This window comes from Parabacteroides sp. AF17-3 (assembly GCF_003635445.1).
Classification (GTDB): domain Bacteria; phylum Bacteroidota; class Bacteroidia; order Bacteroidales; family Tannerellaceae; genus Parabacteroides; species Parabacteroides goldsteinii.
In genome coordinates this window covers 109,035-128,968 of record NZ_QTMM01000018.1, presented here as the reverse complement: position 1 = coordinate 128,968, position 19,934 = coordinate 109,035, and the positions used below count along the sequence as shown (strand labels likewise).

The window sequence follows — 19,934 nt, the reverse complement described above, 5'->3', positions numbered from 1 at the left end:
TGGTTGTAACTGTTTCCCCTCTCGAGAGGGGAGGGGATTACTCCCGTTTATATTTCCAACGTTTATGTGTCCAGAGCCAATAGGCCGGATTGCGGAGAATCATCTTTTCCGTCATGCGGGCGTATGATTCGGTAATCTCGTTCTCGGTAGTCTGTTTGGCATGGGCGGTCATCAGCTTCATTTCGACTGTATAGTAGCCGCGTTTCACTTTCTGTACATCCAGGAAGATGACCGGCAAATCCAGTTTACGGGCGATACGTTCCGCACCGTTCAGCATAGCGGTATCCTGATTCAGGAAGGTAGTCCAGTAATGCAGGTTTGCCTTGCTGGGTGTCTGGTCGGCTATGAAGATAACGATGTTGTTGTTGCCTTCTTTCTTCAACGTCATCATGTCGCGTACCGTGTCGTTCTTCTTCATTCCATAAGAACCGAAGCGGGTGCGCAGATAAATGAACAGGCGGTCGACAGCTTTGTTATTTAACGGTCGGTAGATTTGCCACAGGCACGAATCGGTATATACCAGGCTGGAGGCGCTGAACCATTCCCAGTTGCCGTAATGGCCCATCAGCATCATCACTGTTTTTTGTCCTTCTGCCTGCAAACGGGTTGCCACTTCGGGATTCTTGATATGGGCACGGCGCAATACTTCTTCGGGAGAGATATGCGCCAGTTTGATTGTCTCGACAATGTAGTCGGCAAAATGATGGTAAAAGGCCCTTTCCAACCGGCGTAATTCTATTTCCGATTTCTCGGGGAAAGAGGCTTCCAGGTTGCGGCGCACTACTTTTATCCTGTAACGAATCACCCAATAGATTAGTACATACAGGATATCGGACAGTACATACAGTACCGACATCGGTAAAAATGCATGCAGCTTGGCCCATGCAAAGATTAATCCGTATTGAATTTTATTCCACATATCAACCGATAGTTACTAATTCACAATTTAATGCAGTACGGTCTTCGTTCCATCCGGTCAGCGTCACCCGTCGGGTTTCGTTTACCAGCGAACTGTTGTAAGGTATCTCGACTTTAATATAATTCTCTGTGAAACCGTGCATCCGGCCGTCTTTGCGTGTATGTTCGAATAAAACTTCCGCCTGACTGCCGATATGGGCGTCGTAGAAAGCATGAAGTTTCCTATCGGAAATATCCAGCAGTTGCTGGCTGCGGGCATGTTTTACTTTCGGGTCGACCGAATGGGCAATCTTCAACGCCTGTGTTCCCGGACGTTCCGAATAGCTGAATACATGCAGCTGGCTGATGTCCAGGCTGTTGATGAAGTTGCGGGCATCTTCGAAGAACTCGTCCGTTTCGCCACGTGTCCCGACAATCACGTCCACCCCGATAAAGGCGTGGGGCATGATTTCTTTAATCTTCTCGATCTTATGACGGAAAAGGGCCGTGTCGTAACGGCGGCGCATCAGTTTCAGCACCTCGTCGCTTCCGCTCTGTAAAGGGATATGGAAGTGAGGGGCGAACCGTTTGCTGGAGGCTACGAAGTCGATGGCCTCGTCCGTAATGAGGTTCGGCTCGATGGAAGAAATACGGTAACGCACGATACCTTCCACTTCGTCGAGTGCACGAATCAGGTCGATGAAAGTCTCGCCTGTCGACTTGCCGAAGTCGCCGATATTGACTCCGGTCAGCACGATTTCTTTTCCACCTTTGGCAGCTACCTCCCGTGCCTGCTCCACCATACTGGCGATTGTGCCGTTGCGGCTTCGTCCGCGGGCAAAAGGAATGGTACAATAGGAGCAGAAGTAATCGCATCCGTCCTGTACTTTCAGGAAATGACGCGTACGGTCGTCTGCCGAACAGGAAGGGGAGAAGGTCCGTATATCTTTAGTTTGTGAGGCAACGACTGCGCCGCCTTCTTCTTTCTTTTTCAGGTCATCCAGATACATTAATATATCCAGTTTTTGCTCTGCGCCCAAAACCAGGTCGACCCCCTCGATATGGGCCACCTCTTCCGGTTTGAGCTGCGCGTAACAGCCGGTCACAACAATAAAGGCTCCCGGATGCTGTTTGCTGATGCGACGGATGGCCTGGCGACATTTCTTATCGGCCAGTTCCGTTACCGAGCAGGTGTTTACGACACAGATGTCTGCTTTTTCACCCGCACGGGCTTTACGTACGCCCTGCTCTGCCAATACCTTCCCGATGGTGGAGGTCTCTGCGAAGTTGAGCTTACAGCCCAGGGTATAATAAGCAGCTATTTTATTTTCAAATACGGTTTTGTCTATCATTGCGATTGAATTATCGCGCAAATGTAATTAAAATTATTGACATGTAGATTGTTGGTGTTTTGTGTGGTTTCAGTAATCTCGTTATTGGGTCGGGTTTTATGAAATGCGCTGTTTTATAAATGGTGTGGCGAATAATAAATATTGATTATCTAAGTCTATTATAAAAGCTTTCTGCTAAATTTGTAACAATTTAATAAATGATACGATATGAAAGAGTTATTTTTAAGTTTTAAGTATTCCTTTAGTTCAGGAACTGGTGAATTGGAAGGTGAGAGATATTTTCAAACTGTATTTATTGATATCTATGCTGAAGATGCCGATAATGAGGGAGATAGTGTGCTGATTGGTAAATCTTGTGTAAAAGTTATTTTATTAAGTCAGGCACTGGAAAATCAGTATGACCTTGCTGAATTAGCGGATATGAATAGAGAACTGGGGCAGATTCTGGATCTTGAGCCAGAGTCGGACCTGGATATTTTCAAACAGTCCATAATAGAAAAATATCCGGAGTGTTGTATGAATAACAATGTTTGCGTATTGGATAGATTGGTACTTATTCCTGAATATAGGGGATACGGAATTTCTAAGAAAGTAATTAAAGATACGATCTTCCATTTTAGCACGGCTTGTGGTTTGTTCGTTATTTATCCTTTCCCCTTGCAGTTAGAGGGAGAACATTGTATTTGTGAAGATCCCTGGGAAGACAAGAACTGGTATAAAGGACTTGAAAAGAATGAAAAGAAAGCGTTCAGCAAATTGACTTCTTATTTTCAAAAGCTAGGCTTCGAGAAGATAAAAGGTATGAATGATTTACTGTTTTATTGTCCTTTCTTTGTGAATAAGAAACTGGATGAAATAGATTTGAATGAATTGACCGTTATTCCGGGTTAACAGGTAATAAAGAGGAAATATGTAGAATGGCATGCAGATTGGGCAGATATAGATGCTCTCTGCATGCCATTTTACATATTAAGTTGTTTATTCGCCATAAAGTACGTATATTTCGTACGATTTATTCGTGCAAACGTAAGGTCGTTCGTAATTAGTATTCACAACAAACAGAAAGAAATGAAGAAACTAAATGTAAATCTGGCAATTATCCTCTTTTTCATAGGGGGATGCACTGGTTGCCAACAGTCCGGTTCCCAAAATGACGAGATTATCACCGTCGATGTCACTGCCAGCTATCCTGAAAAGGAACTGATTCTCCAGGATATAATGGATGTGGAATACGTTCCGCTGGAAACCACTGACGAGTTTATCACTCATGGTATTGTGGAAGCTATCGGTAAGGAATTCCTGCTGGTAAGAAACCGGAACGATGGAAATATCTTCGTCTTTGACAGGAAAACAGGTAAAGGCCTGCGAAAGATAAACCGTCTGGGGCAAGGAGCTGAGGAATATTCCGGTATTTCAGGGATTATTCTGGATGAAGATAATAACGAATTGTTTGTCGTAGACTATACTAAGAAGATATTGACATATGACTTATCCGGAAACTTTAAAAGAAGTTTCAAATTTGCAGATAACAGTCATTATGACGATGTATTCGATTACGACCGGGAGCATCTGATTACTTATAAGAAATACTACGGAACGCCGGAAGAAAACAGGCAAGCATGCCATATACTGTTTTCAAAGCAGGACGGAAGTGTCACCCAGGAAATACCAATTCCCTTTAAAGAGATGAAGACACCGGTTGTGATGAAAGATGAATTGGTTGTAACGCCTGAGTTTCATATGACATTTCCAGCCAAGGATCATTGGGTGCTTGTGAATACATCTTCCGATACTGTGTACAACTATTTGCCGAAGGGCAATCTAACTCCTTCTATTGTCAGGACTCCCTCCATACAATCCATGGAAGTAGAAGTCTTTCTTTTCCCAACCATTATCACCGACCGCTATTATTTCATGCGGACTATGAAGAAAGAATTGGACTATAAAACGTTTAAAGGATTTCCCGGTACCGATTTGGTGTATGACAAGCAGGAAAAAGCAATCTTCAACTATACTATATGTAATGCTGATTACTCGAATAAGAAACAGGTCTCTTTCTTCTCGAAGCCTAAAAATCAAGAAATACCGGTCAGTCTGTCATTAGAAGCCTCTGACCTTACGGAGGCTTACGAAAAAGGACAGCTGAAAGGCCGTTTGAAAGAAATTGCAGCGACCTTGGATGAGGAAGCGAATCCGGTGATTATGCTGATAAAGCATAAGAAATAAAGAAATCAAACAGAGGCTGAGTTTGACCGGGTAAGGGTTAAACTCAGCCTGTCTGTTGTGTATCTGCCGGATAGTCTGTATTTTTGCACGAAATATAAGCATCTGTGCTATGATACAAGAAAACTTCATTAAGATATACGAAAACAGTTTCAAGGAAAACTGGTCGTTACCCGCACTGACAGATTACAGCAAGAACGTCACTTTTACATTTGAGGATGTAGCAAAGGAAATAGCCCGTATCCACATCCTGTTTGAGGAATGTCAGATACGCCGGGGAGATAAAATCGCTCTGATCGGTAAAGACAGTGCCCGCTGGTGTATTGTCTATATGGCGGCTGTTACGTATGGTGCAATCATAGTCCCCATCTTGCAAGATTTCAATCCGAACGACGTACATCATATTATCAATCATTCCGAATCGGTCTTCCTGTTCGTCAGCGACCGTATCTGGGATTCATTGGAAGAGGATAAGATAGAAGAGATACGCGGTGTATTCTCTCTTTCCGATTTCCGTTGCCTGCATCAGCGTGACGGCGAAAGCATTCAGAAATTGATGAAGTCGATGGATGAGAAGATGGCGGAAAAGTATCCGAAGGGATTCAGCAAGAGCGATATAAAATATGCCGAACTGGATAACGACAAGGTTGTCCTGCTGAACTATACTTCCGGTACGACCGGTTTCAGTAAAGGCGTTATGCTGACCGGAAATAATCTGGCGGGAAATGTAACTTATGCCAAGACCCTCGATTTGATGTATCGTGGCGACCGCGAATTATGCTTTCTTCCGTTGGCACATGCCTATAGTTGTGCTTTCAACTTCCTCGTACCGATGGCGGTAGGCGCTCATGTCTATATGTTGGGAAAAGTTCCTTCTCCGAAAATCTTGTTGAAAGCATTTGAAGAGGTAAAGCCGAACCTGATTCTGACCGTTCCGTTGATTCTTGAAAAGATATACAAAAAGATGATTCTTCCGCAGTTGAGCAAAACAACGATGAAGCTGGCGTTGAATATTCCTTTGCTGGATTCGCGCATTTATGCCCAGATTCGTAAACATCTGGTGGATGCTATGGGAGGACGCTTCCGTGAAGTGATTGTCGGTGGAGCTGCCATGAACCAGGAAGTGAGCGATTTCCTGTATAAAATCAAATTCCCGTTTACTATCGGTTACGGAATGACTGAATGCGGGCCGCTGATTAGCTACGACCACAATTATGAATATGTGCCCGGTTCCTGCGGACAAGTCCTGAAAGGAATCATGGAAGTACGTATCGATTCTGATGACCCCTATAATAAGGTAGGGGAAATCCAGGTCCGGGGTGAGAATGTAATGAAAGGCTACTATAAAAATGAAGAAGCGACAAAGAATGCTTTTACCGAAGACGGCTGGCTTCATACCGGCGACCTGGGAACGATTGATGCGGATAACCGTATCTTTATCCGGGGCCGTAGCAAGACGATGATTCTGGGAGCAAGCGGACAGAATATCTATCCGGAAGAGATTGAGTCGAAAATCAATAACCTGCCTTTCGTCATGGAAAGTATCGTTATCGAGAAAAACGGCAAGCTGGTAGCTCTGGTCTATCCGGATTACGATACGGTAGACGGTACCGGAATATCCCATACCGACCTGCCGGTCATTATGGAACAGAACCGGGTTGAGTTAAATAAGCAGCTGGCTTCCTATGAAGTTGTTTCAGAAATACAATTATACCCGACAGAGTTTGAAAAAACACCGAAGAAGAGTATCAAGAGGTATTTGTATAGCAACTACTGATACGTATCCATGTCTTGATTAACAGTCTATTACGCTTGTTGCAAAAAATAATTGAAAAAAAAGCATCTTATGTTGTACAACATATATAATTAATACATACATTTGCATCGTTTTACAACAACAAGAAGATATTATAGACCGTTTAAATTAAAGACAAAATGAAAAAGTTAGTTGCATTTGCTGCTATCGTTGCAGCCGTTTCTTTCACATCATGTGGTAACAAATCTGCAGAATCAAATGCTGAAGTAGCTGAAACAGAAACTACAGTAGAAGAAACTACTCCTGCAGTTGTTGAAGAAGAAACAGTAACAGAAGAAGTTGCTCCTGCTGAAGGCGATTCAACTGCTGTTGCTACTGAAACAGAAGCTGCTCCTGCTGAATAATATTCAGTAATCAGTTAAAAGGACAGTCTGTATGCTCAAACATACAGACTTTTTTTGTTTATAACGGTATTCAATATGAAAAGAAATCGAATCATTATCCCAGTTGTCGCATTGTTGAGTCATACGATGTATGCCCAGACCCCGGTTGACATGAATTTGCAGTTGCAGAATGTGGAAATACAGGGTAAACGTATTGCCGGTCTCAATGGCGGTGAGGTTAAACGTCTTCAGGTAGACAAGAACCTGAGCAGTATGACGGGCACGGTATCCGAAGCCTTCCGGCAAATGCCTTCGCTGGTGACCGATATCGAAGGGGGAGTCACTTATCGCGGGTCGGGTAAAGCCGGGATGCTGATTAATGGTATTCCTTACGGATTGCTGGAGGAATATAGCGGAGATGTCCTTATCCAGTTGCCAGCTTTATTTTTCAACCGGATATCAATGTCTGCCTTGCCTGATATTTCGCTGGTGCCTGATGGGGATGCCGGTGTACTGAACCTTTCCTCTACTAATTATACAAAATCGGATTCACCGCTGACGGTGACGTTGGGAGCGGGATTGCAGGAACGGTATAATGCCGGGGCAATCGTAAATCTGCATCCGGGGAAATTTCATATCATTGGGAAATATAATTATCGGAAGGAATACCGCGAACGTTCGTTTGACAAGACGACAAAAACGGATGCCGGTACAACCATCATGAATAATAATGCATCGGCACGTCCGGATGTTCATCTGGCCGACCTGAGTGTGGGGTATGACCTGACTTCAAAAGATTTGCTGACTGTCTACGGATTATATCATTTGATGGATTACAGCCGTTATGGGGGAATCAATAATAAGGTCTTGAACCCGGATGGAAGTGTAAAGAACCAAATGACCCGCCATCGTTATAACGACCAGCGTCAGGATGCTTATGCCTTGGAGGCCCGTTGGAACCATTATTTTTCCAATCCGTTGGATCAGTTGAGTGTAACATTCAATTATAATGACTTCGGTTATGATGAGGACAATTACTATGAAAATGAGAAGCCGGGAACCGGAACTATCCTGAAGAAAGACAATATGTTCATCAATCAGGACAAGCATAATTATTATTTTTCTGCTGCTTTCAGTAAGTTGTTTGCCGATGAATGGTATTTCAAAGCCGGATATATCGGACGTATCAAGGATGAAACTTACAGGACGGAGACAAACGACATCGGCCTGGATGATAATAACTGGACTCCCGTTGCAGATAAAACATACGATTATTCTTTCAACCGGAATACCCATTTGTTGTACGCCTCGCTCGACAGACACTGGGACCGCTTCTCTGCCGAAGCCGGTCTGCAGGCGGAAGTCAATGCACAGAAATTCAAAACACAAAAAAGCAATACTCGTTTTCATGTGTATCCCCGGGTAAAGTTTTCTTTGCAGACCGGCAACGCGGGCAGTTTGTCATTGAGTTATCTGCAACGCGTGATTCGTCCTAATGGAGCGGATTTGAGTCCTTTCACCAATTACAGTGACCCGACTCATCTGTCACAGGGAAATCCGGATTTGAAGGATGAGTTCATTCATTCATTGGAATTGTCTTATCTGTTGGTTGCAAATCGTTTCCGTTTCTCTCCGGCCATTTATTACCGTAATAAATCGAACCGGATTATGGAAGTGATAAACGAGGAGTCTATCTGGCAGAAAGAGAATATAGGCCACAGCCAGGCATTGGGTTTTGAACTTTCCGGAAACTGGAATCTTATCCGTATCCTGAATATCGGTTTTTCCGGTAATGTGTACAGAGATGAGATCGATGGCAGAACGGTTGGCTATGAGGAGAAGAAGTCAATGGTTTGCACCGACCTGAAAGGAAGTGTGAGTATCTATATCACCCCGACCACGGAGTTTCAGCTGGATGGCTTCTTTATCTCGGACCAACTGACTCCGCAGGGTAAAATCAAAAGCCACAGCTGTGTGAATGCCGGGCTTTCCCAATATTTCATGCATCGTAAACTGCGTGCCAATCTGAGTATCAATAATATCTTTGACGGCCTGGAAGAGACGACCCTTATCGATACAAGTAAAATGCACATGGAGCAAGTACGCAACCGGGATGCACGGGTGACCTGGCTGACATTGACCTATAGTTTGTAATAAACGAAACTATATAGGTGGGGAAGGGGGGCTGAATGTTAACTCTTCCCCACTTTCTTTTTAGGAATATACAATATCAGGCGAATGGACTGGTCGTATGTGAAGTAGCTCCATACCCATTCGATCAGTACCATCAGTTTGTTCTTGACACCCAGGATAGAACGGAGGTGTACCCCCATCCACACCATCCAGGCAATGAACCCTTGCAGCTTTAACTTTTTCAGGTCGGCCACTGCTTTATTGCGTCCAACGGTAGCCAGTGTTCCGAGGTTTAGATAATGGAAGGCTTTCAATTCTTTGCCCGATTCCAGCCGTTTGAGGTTGTCGGCAAGCAGGTTACCTTGTTGGATTGCTACCTGGGCTACCTGTGGGTGGCCGTTCGGGTAGTCTTCCTCTGTCTGGAAGCAGACATCTCCGATAGCAAAAACGTTTGCCATTCCCGGCATCTGGTTAAATTCATTTACCGTTATTCGTCCACCGCGGTTTAACGCTTCTTTATCAATATGTTCGAAGTGGGTGGCAGTTACTCCGCTAACCCATACGAGTGTTTGGGTTGCGATGGTGGAGTTGTCGTCCAGTATCACTTTCCCGTCCTGATAATCAGTAACGCGTTTGTTGAGTATGATGTTTACTCCCATTCCTTTCAGGAACTTTTCTGCATTGGCTGATGCTTCGGGCGACATTACTCCGAGTAGCCGGGGAGAACCTTCCACCAGGTAGATGTGCATGTCCGACTGTTTCAGGTCCGGATAATCCTTGGGCATAACGAATCTTTTCATTTCAGCCAATACTCCCGATATTTCAACACCTGTTGCACCGCCACCGACTATAACTACGTTCATTAGTGCTTGTCGTTCCTCCGGGTCGGTACAGATTGTCGCCTTCTCGAAGTTTGAGAGCAGAGTATTCCTGAGTTCGAGAGCTTCCTGGATTGTCTTCATCGGCAAAGCCTTTTCTTCGATGGTCTTGTTGCCGAAGAAGTTGGTGATAGTTCCCGAGGCAATCACCAGATAATCGTAGGTTAATTCACCGATGGATGTTTCAATCAGATTGCGTTCGGCAATGATGGCTTTCACTTCCGCCATCCGGAAATAGAAGTCTTTCTGCTTCTGGAATATCTTCCGGAAAGGAAATATGATTGAGCCCGGTTCCAGCCCGGACGATGCTACCTGATACAACAAAGGCGGGAACTGATGGAAATTGTTTTTGTCTATCAGGACAACCTGGAAATTACTCCCTTTCAGTTTATTGGCCAGCTTTAATCCGCCGAAGCCACCCCCTATGATGACTACGCGTTTCTTATTTGTTTTTGCGATGTTGAAGCCCATGATGTTCTATGTTATGTTTTATAATAGAACAATCGGAAACGGAATATGTTCGGATGGAATAGGGGGAAGGCCTTGATTTATAGGATGAGTTATCAAGGATTATGGCCTCTGAAACAAATACTGTTTAAATCCTTCCGTATAATCCGTGCGATAGTCCCCATTCTCATCCGCATAGATAAACATATATTCCAGTTCCGGATGTTGTTGTTGGATTTTGCGGGCTTCTTCGCGGCCCATAGCCATGAAGGCGGTAGCGTAAGCATCGGCGGTCATGCAGTCGGCGGCGATAACGGTTGCGCTGAGGATCGGTTGTCCGGCAGGAGAGCCTGTTCTCGGGTCGATGGTATGGGCGTATTTCTTTCCGTCTTTGATGTAGAAGTTGCGGTAGTCGCCGGAAGTGGCAAGGCCGTGGCGTCCGCATAACAGGAGGATCACCTGCAACTCTTTATTCGTGCCCATCGGATCATCGGATGGCCTGGTGATCCCAATGTGCCAGCATTCACCTTTAGGGTTGACGCCTTTGGCTGTCGTTTCACCACCTATATCGATCAGGTAGTTTTCGATACCTTTACTGTCGAAGAGACGGGCGATGACTTCGCAACAGCATCCGTCTCCCAAAGAGGAGCAATTCAGCAGAAGGCGGGGATCGTCTTTGATAACCTTCCGTCCCTCCAAACGGACTTTCTGATAACCGACAAATGGGCGTATGCTATCTATCATGGCCGGCGTAACGCTGTCACTCTTGCTGAATCCGAATCCCCAAAGGTTGATAAACGGGGCACAGGTAATATCATAGATGCCATTAGTCTGTCCGGATACTTCCATCGCTTTATTGAAGACTTCGATGAAAAGATCATCGACCTCTATATCTTTGTTTTGGTTTACTTGGGAGATGACGGAAGTAGAATCGAACGGATTAAGGCAATGGTAGTAGCGTTGAAGTTCAGCACTGATTTCATTTTCCAGCGATTCGGTATATTCGAACTTGATTTGATAGGGAGTATGAAGCATGCCGGTTACTTCGTAATACTGTTTCGGCTGATTGCATCCGGTCAGGAGAAAGAATAGGGATAAAGAGAGGAGGTATAGATGTTTCATATATTTGTTAATAATATACTAATGAACCATTAAATAGGTATTCGGGAGGGTTGAAAACAACTACCCTCAAAGGGGAATGTTGTCTACCTGGTAAGTCGACGTTGCCTACCTAGTAGGTAGATGATGCCTACCAAGTAGGTAGACATAGCTTACCAAGTGGGTAGACGTGGTGACTTCCCATAGGTGACATAACCGACCTGCTCCCGTGTCAGGCACGGGGGACAGGTTTTCTTTCAGGTTACAACCCCATCAATATCTTCTTCAATACTGTTTGTGCTGAGATTTCCCGGTTGGCTGCTTCGGGGATGACGATGCTTTGCGGGCTTTCGATCACGTCGTCGGTGACGATCATGTTACGACGAACCGGCAGGCAGTGCATGAAATAAGCGTCGTTGGTCAGTGCCATCTTTTCCGTATCGACAGTCCAGGCGCGGTCTTTGCTTAATACCTGGCCATAATTCGGGTCGGTATAGGCAGCCCAGTTCTTGGCGTAGATGAAGTCGGCACCTTCGAAGGCCTTCTTTTGATCATATTCTACACGGGCATTGCCGACGAACTTCGGGTCGAGCTCATACCCTTCGGGATGGGTGATGACAAATTCGTAATCGGTTGCATTCATCCATTCGGCGAAACTGTTGGGAACGGCCTGCGGTAAGGCTTTTGGATGAGGCGCCCAGGTCATAACCACCTTCGGACGGGCAGTCTTCTTGTATTCTTCAATTGTAATCAGGTCGGCAAAACTCTGCAACGGGTGGCGGGTAGCCGCTTCCATGCTGAATACCGGACGACCGGAGTACTGGATGAATTCGGAGATAATCTTTTCATTGTAATCGTCCGCCTTGTTTTCGAAACGGGCAAAGGAACGGACACCGATGATATCGCAGTAGCAACCCATGACAGGAATAGCTTCCAGCAAATGTTCAGGTTTGTCACCATCCATGATGACACCACGTTCGGTTTCCAGTTTCCAGGCACCCTGGTTCACGTCGAGCACCATCGTGTTCATCCCCAGGTTCATCGCAGCCTTCTGGGTGGAGAGGCGGGTGCGCAGGCTGGAGTTGAAGAATATCATTAGCAGCGTCTTGTTCTTGCCAAGTTCTGTGAATTGAAAGCGGTCTTTCTTGATCTCGAATGCTTCGTTAAGCGCCTGCTTCAGGTCGCCTACATCTTGTACACAAGTGAAATGTCTCATGTTATTTATCTGTTTATATGAATGGCAAATGTAGTCAATTTAATTGAATGATAACATAGGCTACAAAGGCTGTTTCTTACTACTGTCTAATCTGGCCTTCCCCCTCGATAATATACTTATAGGTAGTCAGCTCCGGCAATGCCATCGGCCCACGGGCATGCAGCTTCTGCGTACTGATACCGATCTCTGCTCCGAATCCGAACTGTGCGCCGTCGGTGAAGGCGGTCGATACGTTTGCATAAACGCAGGCGGCATCTACCTGTTGCTGGAAGATGCGGATAGCTTCTGCCGATTCGCTTACGATACTTTCACTATGTTTTGAACTGTATCGGGCGATGTGCTCCAAGGCTGTGTCGAGACTGGCTACCGTACGGATGCTCATCTTGTAGTCGAGGAACTCGGTACCGAAACTGTCTTCCGTAGCCGGTTGAAGCAGTTCCGATGGATAAGAACCAGCCAGGGAGTTGAAAGCCGGTTGATCGGCGTATATGATTACATGGCTGTCCTTTAACTTATTGCAGATATAGGGCAGGTCGCCGAGCCGGTCTTCATGGATGATCAGGCAATCCAAAGCGTTACATACACTGACACGACGCGTCTTTGCGTTGTTTACGATGGCTTGCCCTTTCTCTTTGTCTCCCTCCTTGTCGAAATAGGTATGGCAGATACCGGCTCCTGTCTCGATTACCGGGACACGGGCATTGTCACGAACGAAGTTAATCAGCGAACTGCTGCCACGTGGTATGATCAGGTCGACCAGTCCGACAGCATTCAGCAGTTCGGTTGTCGCTTCCCGGTCAGGTGGCAGCAGGCAACAAACAGCCGGGTTTACGCCATGACGTTCCAGCACCTGATGGATGATACCGACCAGTGCCCGGTTGGAGTCGTCAGCATCTGAACCTCCTTTCAATACACAGGCATTGCCACTCTTGAAACAGAGGGAGAATACATCGAATGTCACGTTGGGACGTGCTTCATAGATCACACCTATTACTCCGAATGGGACGGATACCTTGCGGATAACCATGCCGTTCGGGCGGGTTGTTTCGCTTAATACCTTTCCAAGCGGTGAGGGGAGTGTTGCTACATTTCGCATGTCTCCGGCAATACCTTCCAAACGGTCGGTTGTCAGTTTCAGGCGGTCGTATTTGGGATTGGCCGGGTCCATACGGGAAAGGTCTTTCTCGTTTACTGCGAGCACTTCGGCTTGCCGGTTCATCAATTCGCCGGCTGTATCGGTCAGGATACGGTTTATGGCTTCGTCACTCAGCGTGATCAGCTGGCGTGAAGCGGCAACGGTCTGCTGTAATAGGTTCTTAATAGACATTCTTGATAGTAACTTTTTCCCCTCTTGAGAGGGGGCAGAGGGTATGTAATAATTTGCGTGAATGGCGGAAGATAACACACCCCCTACCCCCTCTCAAGAGGGGAGTGATTACTACCGGTCGCTATGTTTAGTCTCTAATCCAGATACAGATAATCGTAATGTACCAACGGTTTTATATCGCGCTGTCCGATAAGTGAAATAGCCTCATGGCTATCGTATCCGGCACAACCTACACCCAGCTGAACGCCATCCTCGTTCATGATCCGGACGATGTCGTTCTTTTCAAACTCTCCTTTAATGGCTGTGACGCCGACTAATAGAAGGCTTGTCGCACGTGGTCCGGTCAATGCTTCTTCAGTACCTTTGTTGATATGTATCTCTCCTTTGGCAAAGCCTTCGGAGTGGGCGATCCATTTCTTTACGCTGCTGACCGGCTTGGCCGCAGGAATGAAACGGGTACATATTTCCGTACTTCCTTTAACCAACAATTGGGGCAGAATGTTTTCCTTTTTCCCGTTGGCAATAATGACGGTTATACCTTCGTCGGCAACTTTCTGTGCAATGCTGCATTTAGTCAGCATACCACCCCGTCCGAACGAAGACTTACTGGTTTGTACGTATTCGGAAAGGTCCTGTTTCCCGCCGTCTATTTCGCGGATAACGGTAGAGGCAGGATCGGCAGGATTTCCGTTGTAGATGCCGTCGATATTACTCAGGATGATAAGTGCATCCATCCCCATCATGGTGGCGATCAGTCCCGACAGTTCGTCGTTGTCCGTGAACATCAGTTCTGTAACGGATATCGTATCGTTTTCGTTTACGATTGGTATCACGTTATTATCGAGCATCACTTCCATGCAATGTTTCTGGTTGAGATAATGCGTGCGGCTACCGAAATTCTCTTTCGTAGTGAGCACCTGGCCGCAGGCGATCTTATGTTCGCGGAACAGTTCGAAGTAACGGTTGATCAGTTTGGCCTGGCCTACTGCGGAGTAGAGCTGGCGGGCTGAAACGGCATCGAGTTTCTTGCCGGGCTTCACCTCGCTTCTCCCGGAAGCTACCGCTCCCGAAGAGATTAAAACAACTTCAACTCCCTTCCGGTGTAGTTCGGCTACCTGGTCGACCAGTGCTGACATACGGGTGACGTCGAGTGAGCCATCCATCCTTGTCAGCACATTACTTCCTATCTTTACAGCTATCCGCTTAAACTGATATGCCATCTTTGCGTTCACGGTTATTTATTGTCTTTATCCCTGATCTCCACGCGACGGATTTTACCGCTGATGGTCTTCGGTAACTCATCGACAAATTCCACTACACGCGGATATTTGTAAGGTGCCGTCACACGTTTCACGTGATCCTGCAATTCCTTAATCAGGGTTTCGCCTGCCTTTTCTTTATAATCATTAGCCAGTACGATTGTTGCTTTTACCACCTGTCCGCGTATTTCGTCCGGCACACCGGTGATGGCGCATTCTACGACTGCCGGGTGTGTCATCAGGGCACTTTCCACTTCGAACGGGCCGATACGGTAACCGGAGCTTTTTATCACATCGTCAGCACGGCCAACAAACCACAGATAGCCGTCTTCATCGCGCCAAGCAACGTCGCCGGTATAATACATGCCGTCGTGCCAGGCTTCGTGAGTCAGTTCGGCATCCCGGTAATATTCTTTGAACAGTCCGATAGGCTTGCCACTGGTCGTGTGGATCACGATTTGTCCCTGTTCGCCATCTTCCGCACGGGTTCCGTCCGGACGGATCAGGTCGACATCATATTGAGGATTGGGAACACCCATAGAACCGGGTTTCGGTTCCATCCAGGGGAAGGTTGCAACCGTCAGTGTTGTTTCTGTCTGGCCAAATCCTTCCATCAGCTTGATACCTGTCAGCTTATAGAATGCTTCGAATACGGCAGGGTTCAGTGCTTCACCGGCAATCGTACAATATTGTAGGGATGACAGATCATATTTGGTCATATCTTCACGGATCAGGAAGCGGAAGATTGTTGGAGGTGCACATAAAGAAGTGATTTTGTAGTCCTGAATCATCTGCAACATATCGGCTGGTGTGAACTTCTCATGATCGTAAACGAAAACAGTCGCACCGGCGATCCATTGTCCGTACAGTTTTCCCCAGACGGCTTTTCCCCATCCTGTATCGGCAATCGTCAGGTGAAGACTGTCGCGGTGCAGGTTATGCCAGAAACTACCGGTCACGATATGTCCCAGAGGATAAGTGAAATCGTGTGCCACCATCTTCGGATTGCCTGTCGTGCCCGATGTGAAATACATCAGTGAAATATCGTCATTGCTGTTCGGATGAGACGGACGGACGAATGGGGCCGCATCTTCGATCCCCTTATGGAAATCTTCGAAGCCTTCCGGTATTTCAGGACCGACAGAGACTAATTTCTTGATAGTCGGAGAGTCCGGCATGGCGTCGATAATATGTTTGGTAATGATTTCTTCGCCGGCGCAAACGATCATTTTTATATCGGCTGCGTTATTGCGATAAACAATATCTTTTTTAGTCAGCAGGTGAGTTGCCGGAATGACAACCGCTCCTAACTTATGCAATGCGATAATCGAGAACCAGAATTCGTAACGGCGTTTCAGGATCAGCATGACCATATCGCCATGTCCTATCCCCAAAGACTGGAAATAGGCAGCCGTTTGATCGGTGTATTTCTTCAGATCTGCAAATGTGAAATCAATATGTTCGCCCCGGTCGTTTGTCCAGCACAAAGCTTTTTTGTCGGGTTCTTCAGCGGCCCATGCATCTACTACATCATATCCGAAATTAAAGTTCTCGGGTACTTTTATCTTGAAATTCTTTATAAAATCTTCCTGAGACGTAAAAGACGTCTGATCTAAGAATCTTTCTAACATAATTTATTTATTTAACGGACAAGGATCGTTGTTGCTTTTATAATTAATTGTCAGCTCTCGCTTGTCAACTGTCTACTGATTTATAAAATGATTGCCAGGAAACTGACTTTTTCTCCATCCAATGCTTTCATGCCGTGTGGCAGTTCGGAGTTGAAATATATGCTGTCTCCTTCTTCAAGGATCAATTCCTTATTGTTGATCTGCAAAAGCATACGTCCTTTCAGTACGAGGTTGTATTCCTGTCCCGGATGAGAATTCAGATAAATAGGCTCTTCTTCGGATTTCGGGTGAACGGTAACCAGGAACGGATCTGCCTTGCGTCCGGCAAAACCGGCAGCCAACGATTGATACTTGTAAGCCTTGGTACGTTCAACGGTAATACCTTTTCCTTTACGGGTAATAAAGTAAGTGCTCATTTTAGGCTCGTCACCGAACATAAGTGTGGTCAGTTCCACTCCGTATGCCTGTGATATCTGGTGTAAAACACTGACTGAAATATCGACATTGCCGCTTTCCAGTTCCAGATATTGCTCTGTGGTCAGGTTACAGACCTTGGCGATTTCTTCAGGAGCTATCTCCAATGCATCACGAAGACCGGCCAGGCGCTCCGCTATCTGTTTTATCTGTTCGTTCATCTTCTGTAGATCGTTTATAGATTTATGTTGCCCCAAAGTTATAAATAAAAAGCAAAATGACTAGAAAAATGGGGGATAGAATGTTATTTAGATATTTTCTTTGGATAAGCAAATGTTAAATCCTATATTTGTTTATGTGTAGGGCTTGAATTTGTTATTGTTAACTCTGGATCTAATATATTGATTAAGTTTTTACTATAAGCGATATCAGGTCTGCCCTAAAATATTTAATTAATATAGTAAACTCATGAATCAAAAGATTAAAATGCATTTCTTCGAAATAGAACGTCCGGACTTTTATCTTTTTATATTTATATTGGATAGAATTATACCTCCTCCTAAAATATCAAAGTTTTCAGAGAATACGGAATATATAGAAATATATAATAAGATTCATCACTATGTAGTGACTGAAAAGCATTTCCTGGATAAAGATATAACAGTAGATATCATTGTCCGTCAATGTAACGTTAAGAAAAAGTCATTGAATAAGATTCTTAGGTTGAAGGATGACGTTGCTTTTCATGCATATATAAATAAACAGCGTGTTATTTATGCATCCGCTTTATTATTGGAACCCTCTAATAAGCTGATTGAAGTTGTAGCTTCGGAATCATGCTTTAATAATTCCCGGACATTTGTGCGTAATTTCAAAATAGTATACCATATGACTCCCAGTGAATATCGTCGTTCTCATAGGACAAAAAACTCCTGATTTTATAGCTGAGCAGTCAAAAGAAACAAATAAGAACGATTTTGTCCTATCCATGGATCGTTTTTGTCTTCTTCATGCTTTGTTTTTCTTTGCTTGATCCGTTTTTTTGTTATTTCTTTGCATCAGAGATAAATGATAAAAATAAAAGGTATTAAAGTATATAGATGCATAGGCATACCTTATCTATGAAAAAGAGAAAGAAGAAGTGATTCTTCTTTGAGTAGTCTGATGAAGACGTTTGTCGGACTACTTTTTCTAGAATACTCGTAGCCTATGATTAAATTTATGTTTTTTCTTTTTATTCATTTGGAGAGGTTGATCAACTTTATTTTTTCATAGTTTTTGATTTAGTAATCAGGTAAGGTCCCGGCTTGTGAAAGTCGGGACTTTTGGTATACAAAAAAAGGATAACCTTTCGATTATCCTTTTTTCAGAGAGCGGAAGACGGGGCTCAAACCCGCGACCCTCAGCTTGGAAGGCTAATGCTCTATCAACTGAGCTACTTCCGCAATTTTTATTGCTTTTGAAATAGTAGTGGGCAGTGATGGATTCGAACCACCGAAGTCGAAAGACAGCTGAGTTACAGTCAGCCCCATTTGGCCACTCTGGTAACTGCCCCTATTATTTTCAATTGCAGTGCAAAGGTACGATTATTTTTGAAACCTGCAAGCGTTTAGTCAGAAAAATGAACCATTTTTAATGCGGTCACTGCTGCTTCATCCCCTTTGTTTCCGTACTTACCGCCTGCGCGATCTTCCGATTGCTGCATGTTGTCGGTAGTTAATAGACCGAAAATGAATGGGATATCATACATCAGGTTTAGTTCGGTAACTCCTTGTGTAACGCCTGAACAAACATAATCAAAATGTGGAGTATCGCCTCTGACAACACAGCCAAGAACGATCACAGCGTTTACGTCTTTTGTTTCAGCCATGCGTTTTGCACCAAATGTCAGTTCGAAACTACCCGGTACACGTTTCACATAGATATTTTCCGGTTTTACACCATGTTTTTCCAGAGTGTTGCAGGCACCTTCCAATAATTTCTCGGTGATGTGCTTATTCCACTCTGCGACTACAATACCGAACGTCATTTCTGAACCGTCAGGAACACTGTTGAAGTCGTAGTCTGATAAATTTTGATAAGCTGTAGCCATAACTTTCTATTTAAAATAAAAGGATGCCTTTTTTGATGGACATCCTTTTATATAGTTCATATCATAATGATAATATTATTTTGCAGCAGAAGCGCGAGCGATATATTTGTCGATATCGGCAGCTTCCATTGAGTTGAAATATTTTTCTTTGATCGTAGTGTATGCTTTAACTGCATCGCTATATTGTTTCTGGTTTTCGTAGGCAATACCTGCTTTTTTCAGATAAACCGGGCTGATCACTTCGTTGTCTGCTTTCTTAGCAGCTTTTTCGAAATAGCTGATACCTTCTTTTACATTACCCATATTTACATAGCAGTCACCGATCAGGCCGATGATAGCCGGAGAAATCATATTGTCGTCTCCACTGAATGATTTCAGTTTGTCAAGAGCTTTTTCAGTTTCTCCCATCTTGAAATAACAGATACCTGCATAAGCCTTTGCCAGGTTACCGGAAGCAGTACTTCCATATTGGTCGATGATACCTTCGAATCCGTCAAAGTCAGCGCCATTACCGTTTAAAGCCAGATTGAAAGAATCTTTAGCGAAATACTGTTCTCCTTTAAATATAGCAGCGGCTGCTTTCTTTTCCTGAGGAATCAAATAACCGTGTTTAATTCCTAAAACAGCTCCAACAACGAGTGCGATAGCTATAATTCCGTAAATGATCTTTTTTGAATTGTTTTCAATGAACTGCTCTGATCTTGAAACAATTTCTTCTACTTCTAACTCCGTGTTGGTGTTTTTTTCCTTAGTAGCCATAATGTGTTATAGTTATTTATTATTTTTATCTACTGATTTATGCCAATGGCAATTCAAAGCGCAAAAGTA

The 19,934-nt window shown here is 44.6% G+C and carries 17 protein-coding genes and 2 tRNA genes; 6 read left to right on the top strand and 13 right to left on the bottom strand.

Annotated features, from left to right (window positions below):
- Positions 1 to 37: 37 nt before the first annotated feature.
- Both DWW91_RS22360 and mtaB read right to left on the bottom strand, forming a co-directional pair.
- The gene (locus DWW91_RS22360) at positions 38 to 919 is read right to left on the bottom strand and encodes a lysophospholipid acyltransferase family protein (protein WP_122328946.1); all 882 of its coding nucleotides are present in this window, start codon (positions 917 to 919) and stop codon (positions 38 to 40) included.
- Position 920: 1 nt separating this feature from the next.
- On the bottom strand, positions 921 to 2,249 hold the full coding sequence (mtaB, locus tag DWW91_RS22355; protein ID WP_044215218.1) for a tRNA (N(6)-L-threonylcarbamoyladenosine(37)-C(2))-methylthiotransferase MtaB: 1,329 nt from the start codon (positions 2,247 to 2,249) through the stop codon (positions 921 to 923).
- A 207-nt stretch (positions 2,250 to 2,456) separates the two neighbouring features.
- Here mtaB and DWW91_RS22350 point away from each other — a divergent pair, with 207 nt between their 5' ends.
- The 5 genes from DWW91_RS22350 (at position 2,457) to DWW91_RS22330 (ending at position 8,765) form a co-directional block, all read left to right on the top strand.
- A complete protein-coding gene (locus DWW91_RS22350; protein ID WP_007654127.1) occupies positions 2,457 to 3,140 on the top strand; it encodes a hypothetical protein in 684 nt (227 codons plus the stop codon).
- Positions 3,141 to 3,317: 177 nt separating this feature from the next.
- The gene (locus tag DWW91_RS22345) at positions 3,318 to 4,475 is read left to right on the top strand and encodes a 6-bladed beta-propeller (protein WP_122328945.1); all 1,158 of its coding nucleotides are present in this window, start codon (positions 3,318 to 3,320) and stop codon (positions 4,473 to 4,475) included.
- Positions 4,476 to 4,584: 109 nt separating this feature from the next.
- Positions 4,585 to 6,249 (top strand): AMP-binding protein, encoded by a 1,665-nt coding sequence (locus DWW91_RS22340; RefSeq protein WP_010800463.1) that lies wholly within the window; start codon positions 4,585 to 4,587, stop codon positions 6,247 to 6,249.
- Between the two features lie 158 nt (positions 6,250 to 6,407).
- Positions 6,408 to 6,632 carry a hypothetical protein gene (locus DWW91_RS22335; protein ID WP_007654122.1) on the top strand — a complete coding sequence of 75 codons (225 nt, stop codon included), beginning with the start codon at positions 6,408 to 6,410 and terminating at the stop codon, positions 6,630 to 6,632.
- A gap of 75 nt (positions 6,633 to 6,707) precedes the next feature.
- Entirely contained in the window at positions 6,708 to 8,765 is a 2,058-nt protein-coding gene (locus DWW91_RS22330) for an outer membrane beta-barrel family protein (protein WP_122328944.1), read from the top strand.
- A gap of 38 nt (positions 8,766 to 8,803) precedes the next feature.
- On the opposite strand, the gene DWW91_RS22325 is transcribed toward DWW91_RS22330, so the two are convergent.
- From DWW91_RS22325 to DWW91_RS22295, 7 genes are all read right to left on the bottom strand, one after another.
- Positions 8,804 to 10,093: an NAD(P)/FAD-dependent oxidoreductase gene (locus DWW91_RS22325; RefSeq protein WP_048314064.1), complete on the bottom strand. Its 1,290-nt coding sequence runs from the start codon at positions 10,091 to 10,093 to the stop codon at positions 8,804 to 8,806.
- Between the two features lie 99 nt (positions 10,094 to 10,192).
- On the bottom strand, positions 10,193 to 11,191 hold the full coding sequence (locus DWW91_RS22320; RefSeq protein ID WP_122328943.1) for an FAD:protein FMN transferase: 999 nt from the start codon (positions 11,189 to 11,191) through the stop codon (positions 10,193 to 10,195).
- A 238-nt stretch (positions 11,192 to 11,429) separates the two neighbouring features.
- Entirely contained in the window at positions 11,430 to 12,383 is a 954-nt protein-coding gene (locus tag DWW91_RS22315) for an N-acetylornithine carbamoyltransferase (protein ID WP_048314063.1), read from the bottom strand.
- 79 nt (positions 12,384 to 12,462) lie between these two features.
- Positions 12,463 to 13,710 carry a glutamate-5-semialdehyde dehydrogenase gene (locus tag DWW91_RS22310; protein WP_122328942.1) on the bottom strand — a complete coding sequence of 416 codons (1,248 nt, stop codon included), beginning with the start codon at positions 13,708 to 13,710 and terminating at the stop codon, positions 12,463 to 12,465.
- A gap of 134 nt (positions 13,711 to 13,844) precedes the next feature.
- A complete protein-coding gene (gene proB / locus DWW91_RS22305; protein WP_122328941.1) occupies positions 13,845 to 14,930 on the bottom strand; it encodes a glutamate 5-kinase in 1,086 nt (361 codons plus the stop codon).
- Between the two features lie 14 nt (positions 14,931 to 14,944).
- Positions 14,945 to 16,600, bottom strand: coding sequence for an AMP-binding protein (locus DWW91_RS22300; protein ID WP_122328940.1), 1,656 nt, complete (start codon positions 16,598 to 16,600; stop codon positions 14,945 to 14,947).
- A gap of 80 nt (positions 16,601 to 16,680) precedes the next feature.
- Entirely contained in the window at positions 16,681 to 17,235 is a 555-nt protein-coding gene (locus DWW91_RS22295; protein WP_010800456.1) for a helix-turn-helix domain-containing protein, read from the bottom strand.
- A gap of 247 nt (positions 17,236 to 17,482) precedes the next feature.
- Between DWW91_RS22295 and DWW91_RS22290 the strand changes: the two genes are divergently transcribed.
- Positions 17,483 to 17,950, top strand: coding sequence for a helix-turn-helix domain-containing protein (locus DWW91_RS22290; RefSeq protein WP_010800455.1), 468 nt, complete (start codon positions 17,483 to 17,485; stop codon positions 17,948 to 17,950).
- 436 nt (positions 17,951 to 18,386) lie between these two features.
- Here the strand turns inward: DWW91_RS22290 and DWW91_RS22285 are convergent.
- From DWW91_RS22285 to DWW91_RS22270, 4 genes are all read right to left on the bottom strand, one after another.
- Positions 18,387 to 18,459, bottom strand: a tRNA-Gly gene (locus DWW91_RS22285).
- 26 nt (positions 18,460 to 18,485) lie between these two features.
- A tRNA-Tyr gene (locus DWW91_RS22280) sits at positions 18,486 to 18,568 on the bottom strand.
- Between the two features lie 55 nt (positions 18,569 to 18,623).
- Positions 18,624 to 19,106: a 6,7-dimethyl-8-ribityllumazine synthase gene (ribH, locus tag DWW91_RS22275; protein WP_007654108.1), complete on the bottom strand. Its 483-nt coding sequence runs from the start codon at positions 19,104 to 19,106 to the stop codon at positions 18,624 to 18,626.
- Positions 19,107 to 19,181: 75 nt separating this feature from the next.
- The gene (locus DWW91_RS22270) at positions 19,182 to 19,865 is read right to left on the bottom strand and encodes a tetratricopeptide repeat protein (RefSeq protein ID WP_007654107.1); all 684 of its coding nucleotides are present in this window, start codon (positions 19,863 to 19,865) and stop codon (positions 19,182 to 19,184) included.
- Positions 19,866 to 19,934 lie beyond the last annotated feature (69 nt).

Coding starts and splice junctions, on each gene's coding strand:
- ribH (WP_007654108.1), bottom strand. CDS start 19,106: ATGGCTACAGCTTATCAAAATTTATCAGACTACGACTTCAACAGTGTT.
- DWW91_RS22360 (WP_122328946.1), bottom strand. CDS start 919: ATGTGGAATAAAATTCAATACGGATTAATCTTTGCATGGGCCAAGCTG.
- DWW91_RS22310 (WP_122328942.1), bottom strand. CDS start 13,710: ATGTCTATTAAGAACCTATTACAGCAGACCGTTGCCGCTTCACGCCAG.
- DWW91_RS22295 (WP_010800456.1), bottom strand. CDS start 17,235: ATGAACGAACAGATAAAACAGATAGCGGAGCGCCTGGCCGGTCTTCGT.
- proB (WP_122328941.1), bottom strand. CDS start 14,930: ATGGCATATCAGTTTAAGCGGATAGCTGTAAAGATAGGAAGTAATGTG.
- DWW91_RS22345 (WP_122328945.1), top strand. CDS start 3,318: ATGAAGAAACTAAATGTAAATCTGGCAATTATCCTCTTTTTCATAGGG.
- DWW91_RS22315 (WP_048314063.1), bottom strand. CDS start 12,383: ATGAGACATTTCACTTGTGTACAAGATGTAGGCGACCTGAAGCAGGCG.
- DWW91_RS22290 (WP_010800455.1), top strand. CDS start 17,483: ATGAATCAAAAGATTAAAATGCATTTCTTCGAAATAGAACGTCCGGAC.
- DWW91_RS22335 (WP_007654122.1), top strand. CDS start 6,408: ATGAAAAAGTTAGTTGCATTTGCTGCTATCGTTGCAGCCGTTTCTTTC.
- DWW91_RS22320 (WP_122328943.1), bottom strand. CDS start 11,191: ATGAAACATCTATACCTCCTCTCTTTATCCCTATTCTTTCTCCTGACC.
- DWW91_RS22340 (WP_010800463.1), top strand. CDS start 4,585: ATGATACAAGAAAACTTCATTAAGATATACGAAAACAGTTTCAAGGAA.
- DWW91_RS22270 (WP_007654107.1), bottom strand. CDS start 19,865: ATGGCTACTAAGGAAAAAAACACCAACACGGAGTTAGAAGTAGAAGAA.
- DWW91_RS22350 (WP_007654127.1), top strand. CDS start 2,457: ATGAAAGAGTTATTTTTAAGTTTTAAGTATTCCTTTAGTTCAGGAACT.
- DWW91_RS22300 (WP_122328940.1), bottom strand. CDS start 16,600: ATGTTAGAAAGATTCTTAGATCAGACGTCTTTTACGTCTCAGGAAGAT.
- DWW91_RS22325 (WP_048314064.1), bottom strand. CDS start 10,093: ATGGGCTTCAACATCGCAAAAACAAATAAGAAACGCGTAGTCATCATA.
- DWW91_RS22330 (WP_122328944.1), top strand. CDS start 6,708: ATGAAAAGAAATCGAATCATTATCCCAGTTGTCGCATTGTTGAGTCAT.
- mtaB (WP_044215218.1), bottom strand. CDS start 2,249: ATGATAGACAAAACCGTATTTGAAAATAAAATAGCTGCTTATTATACC.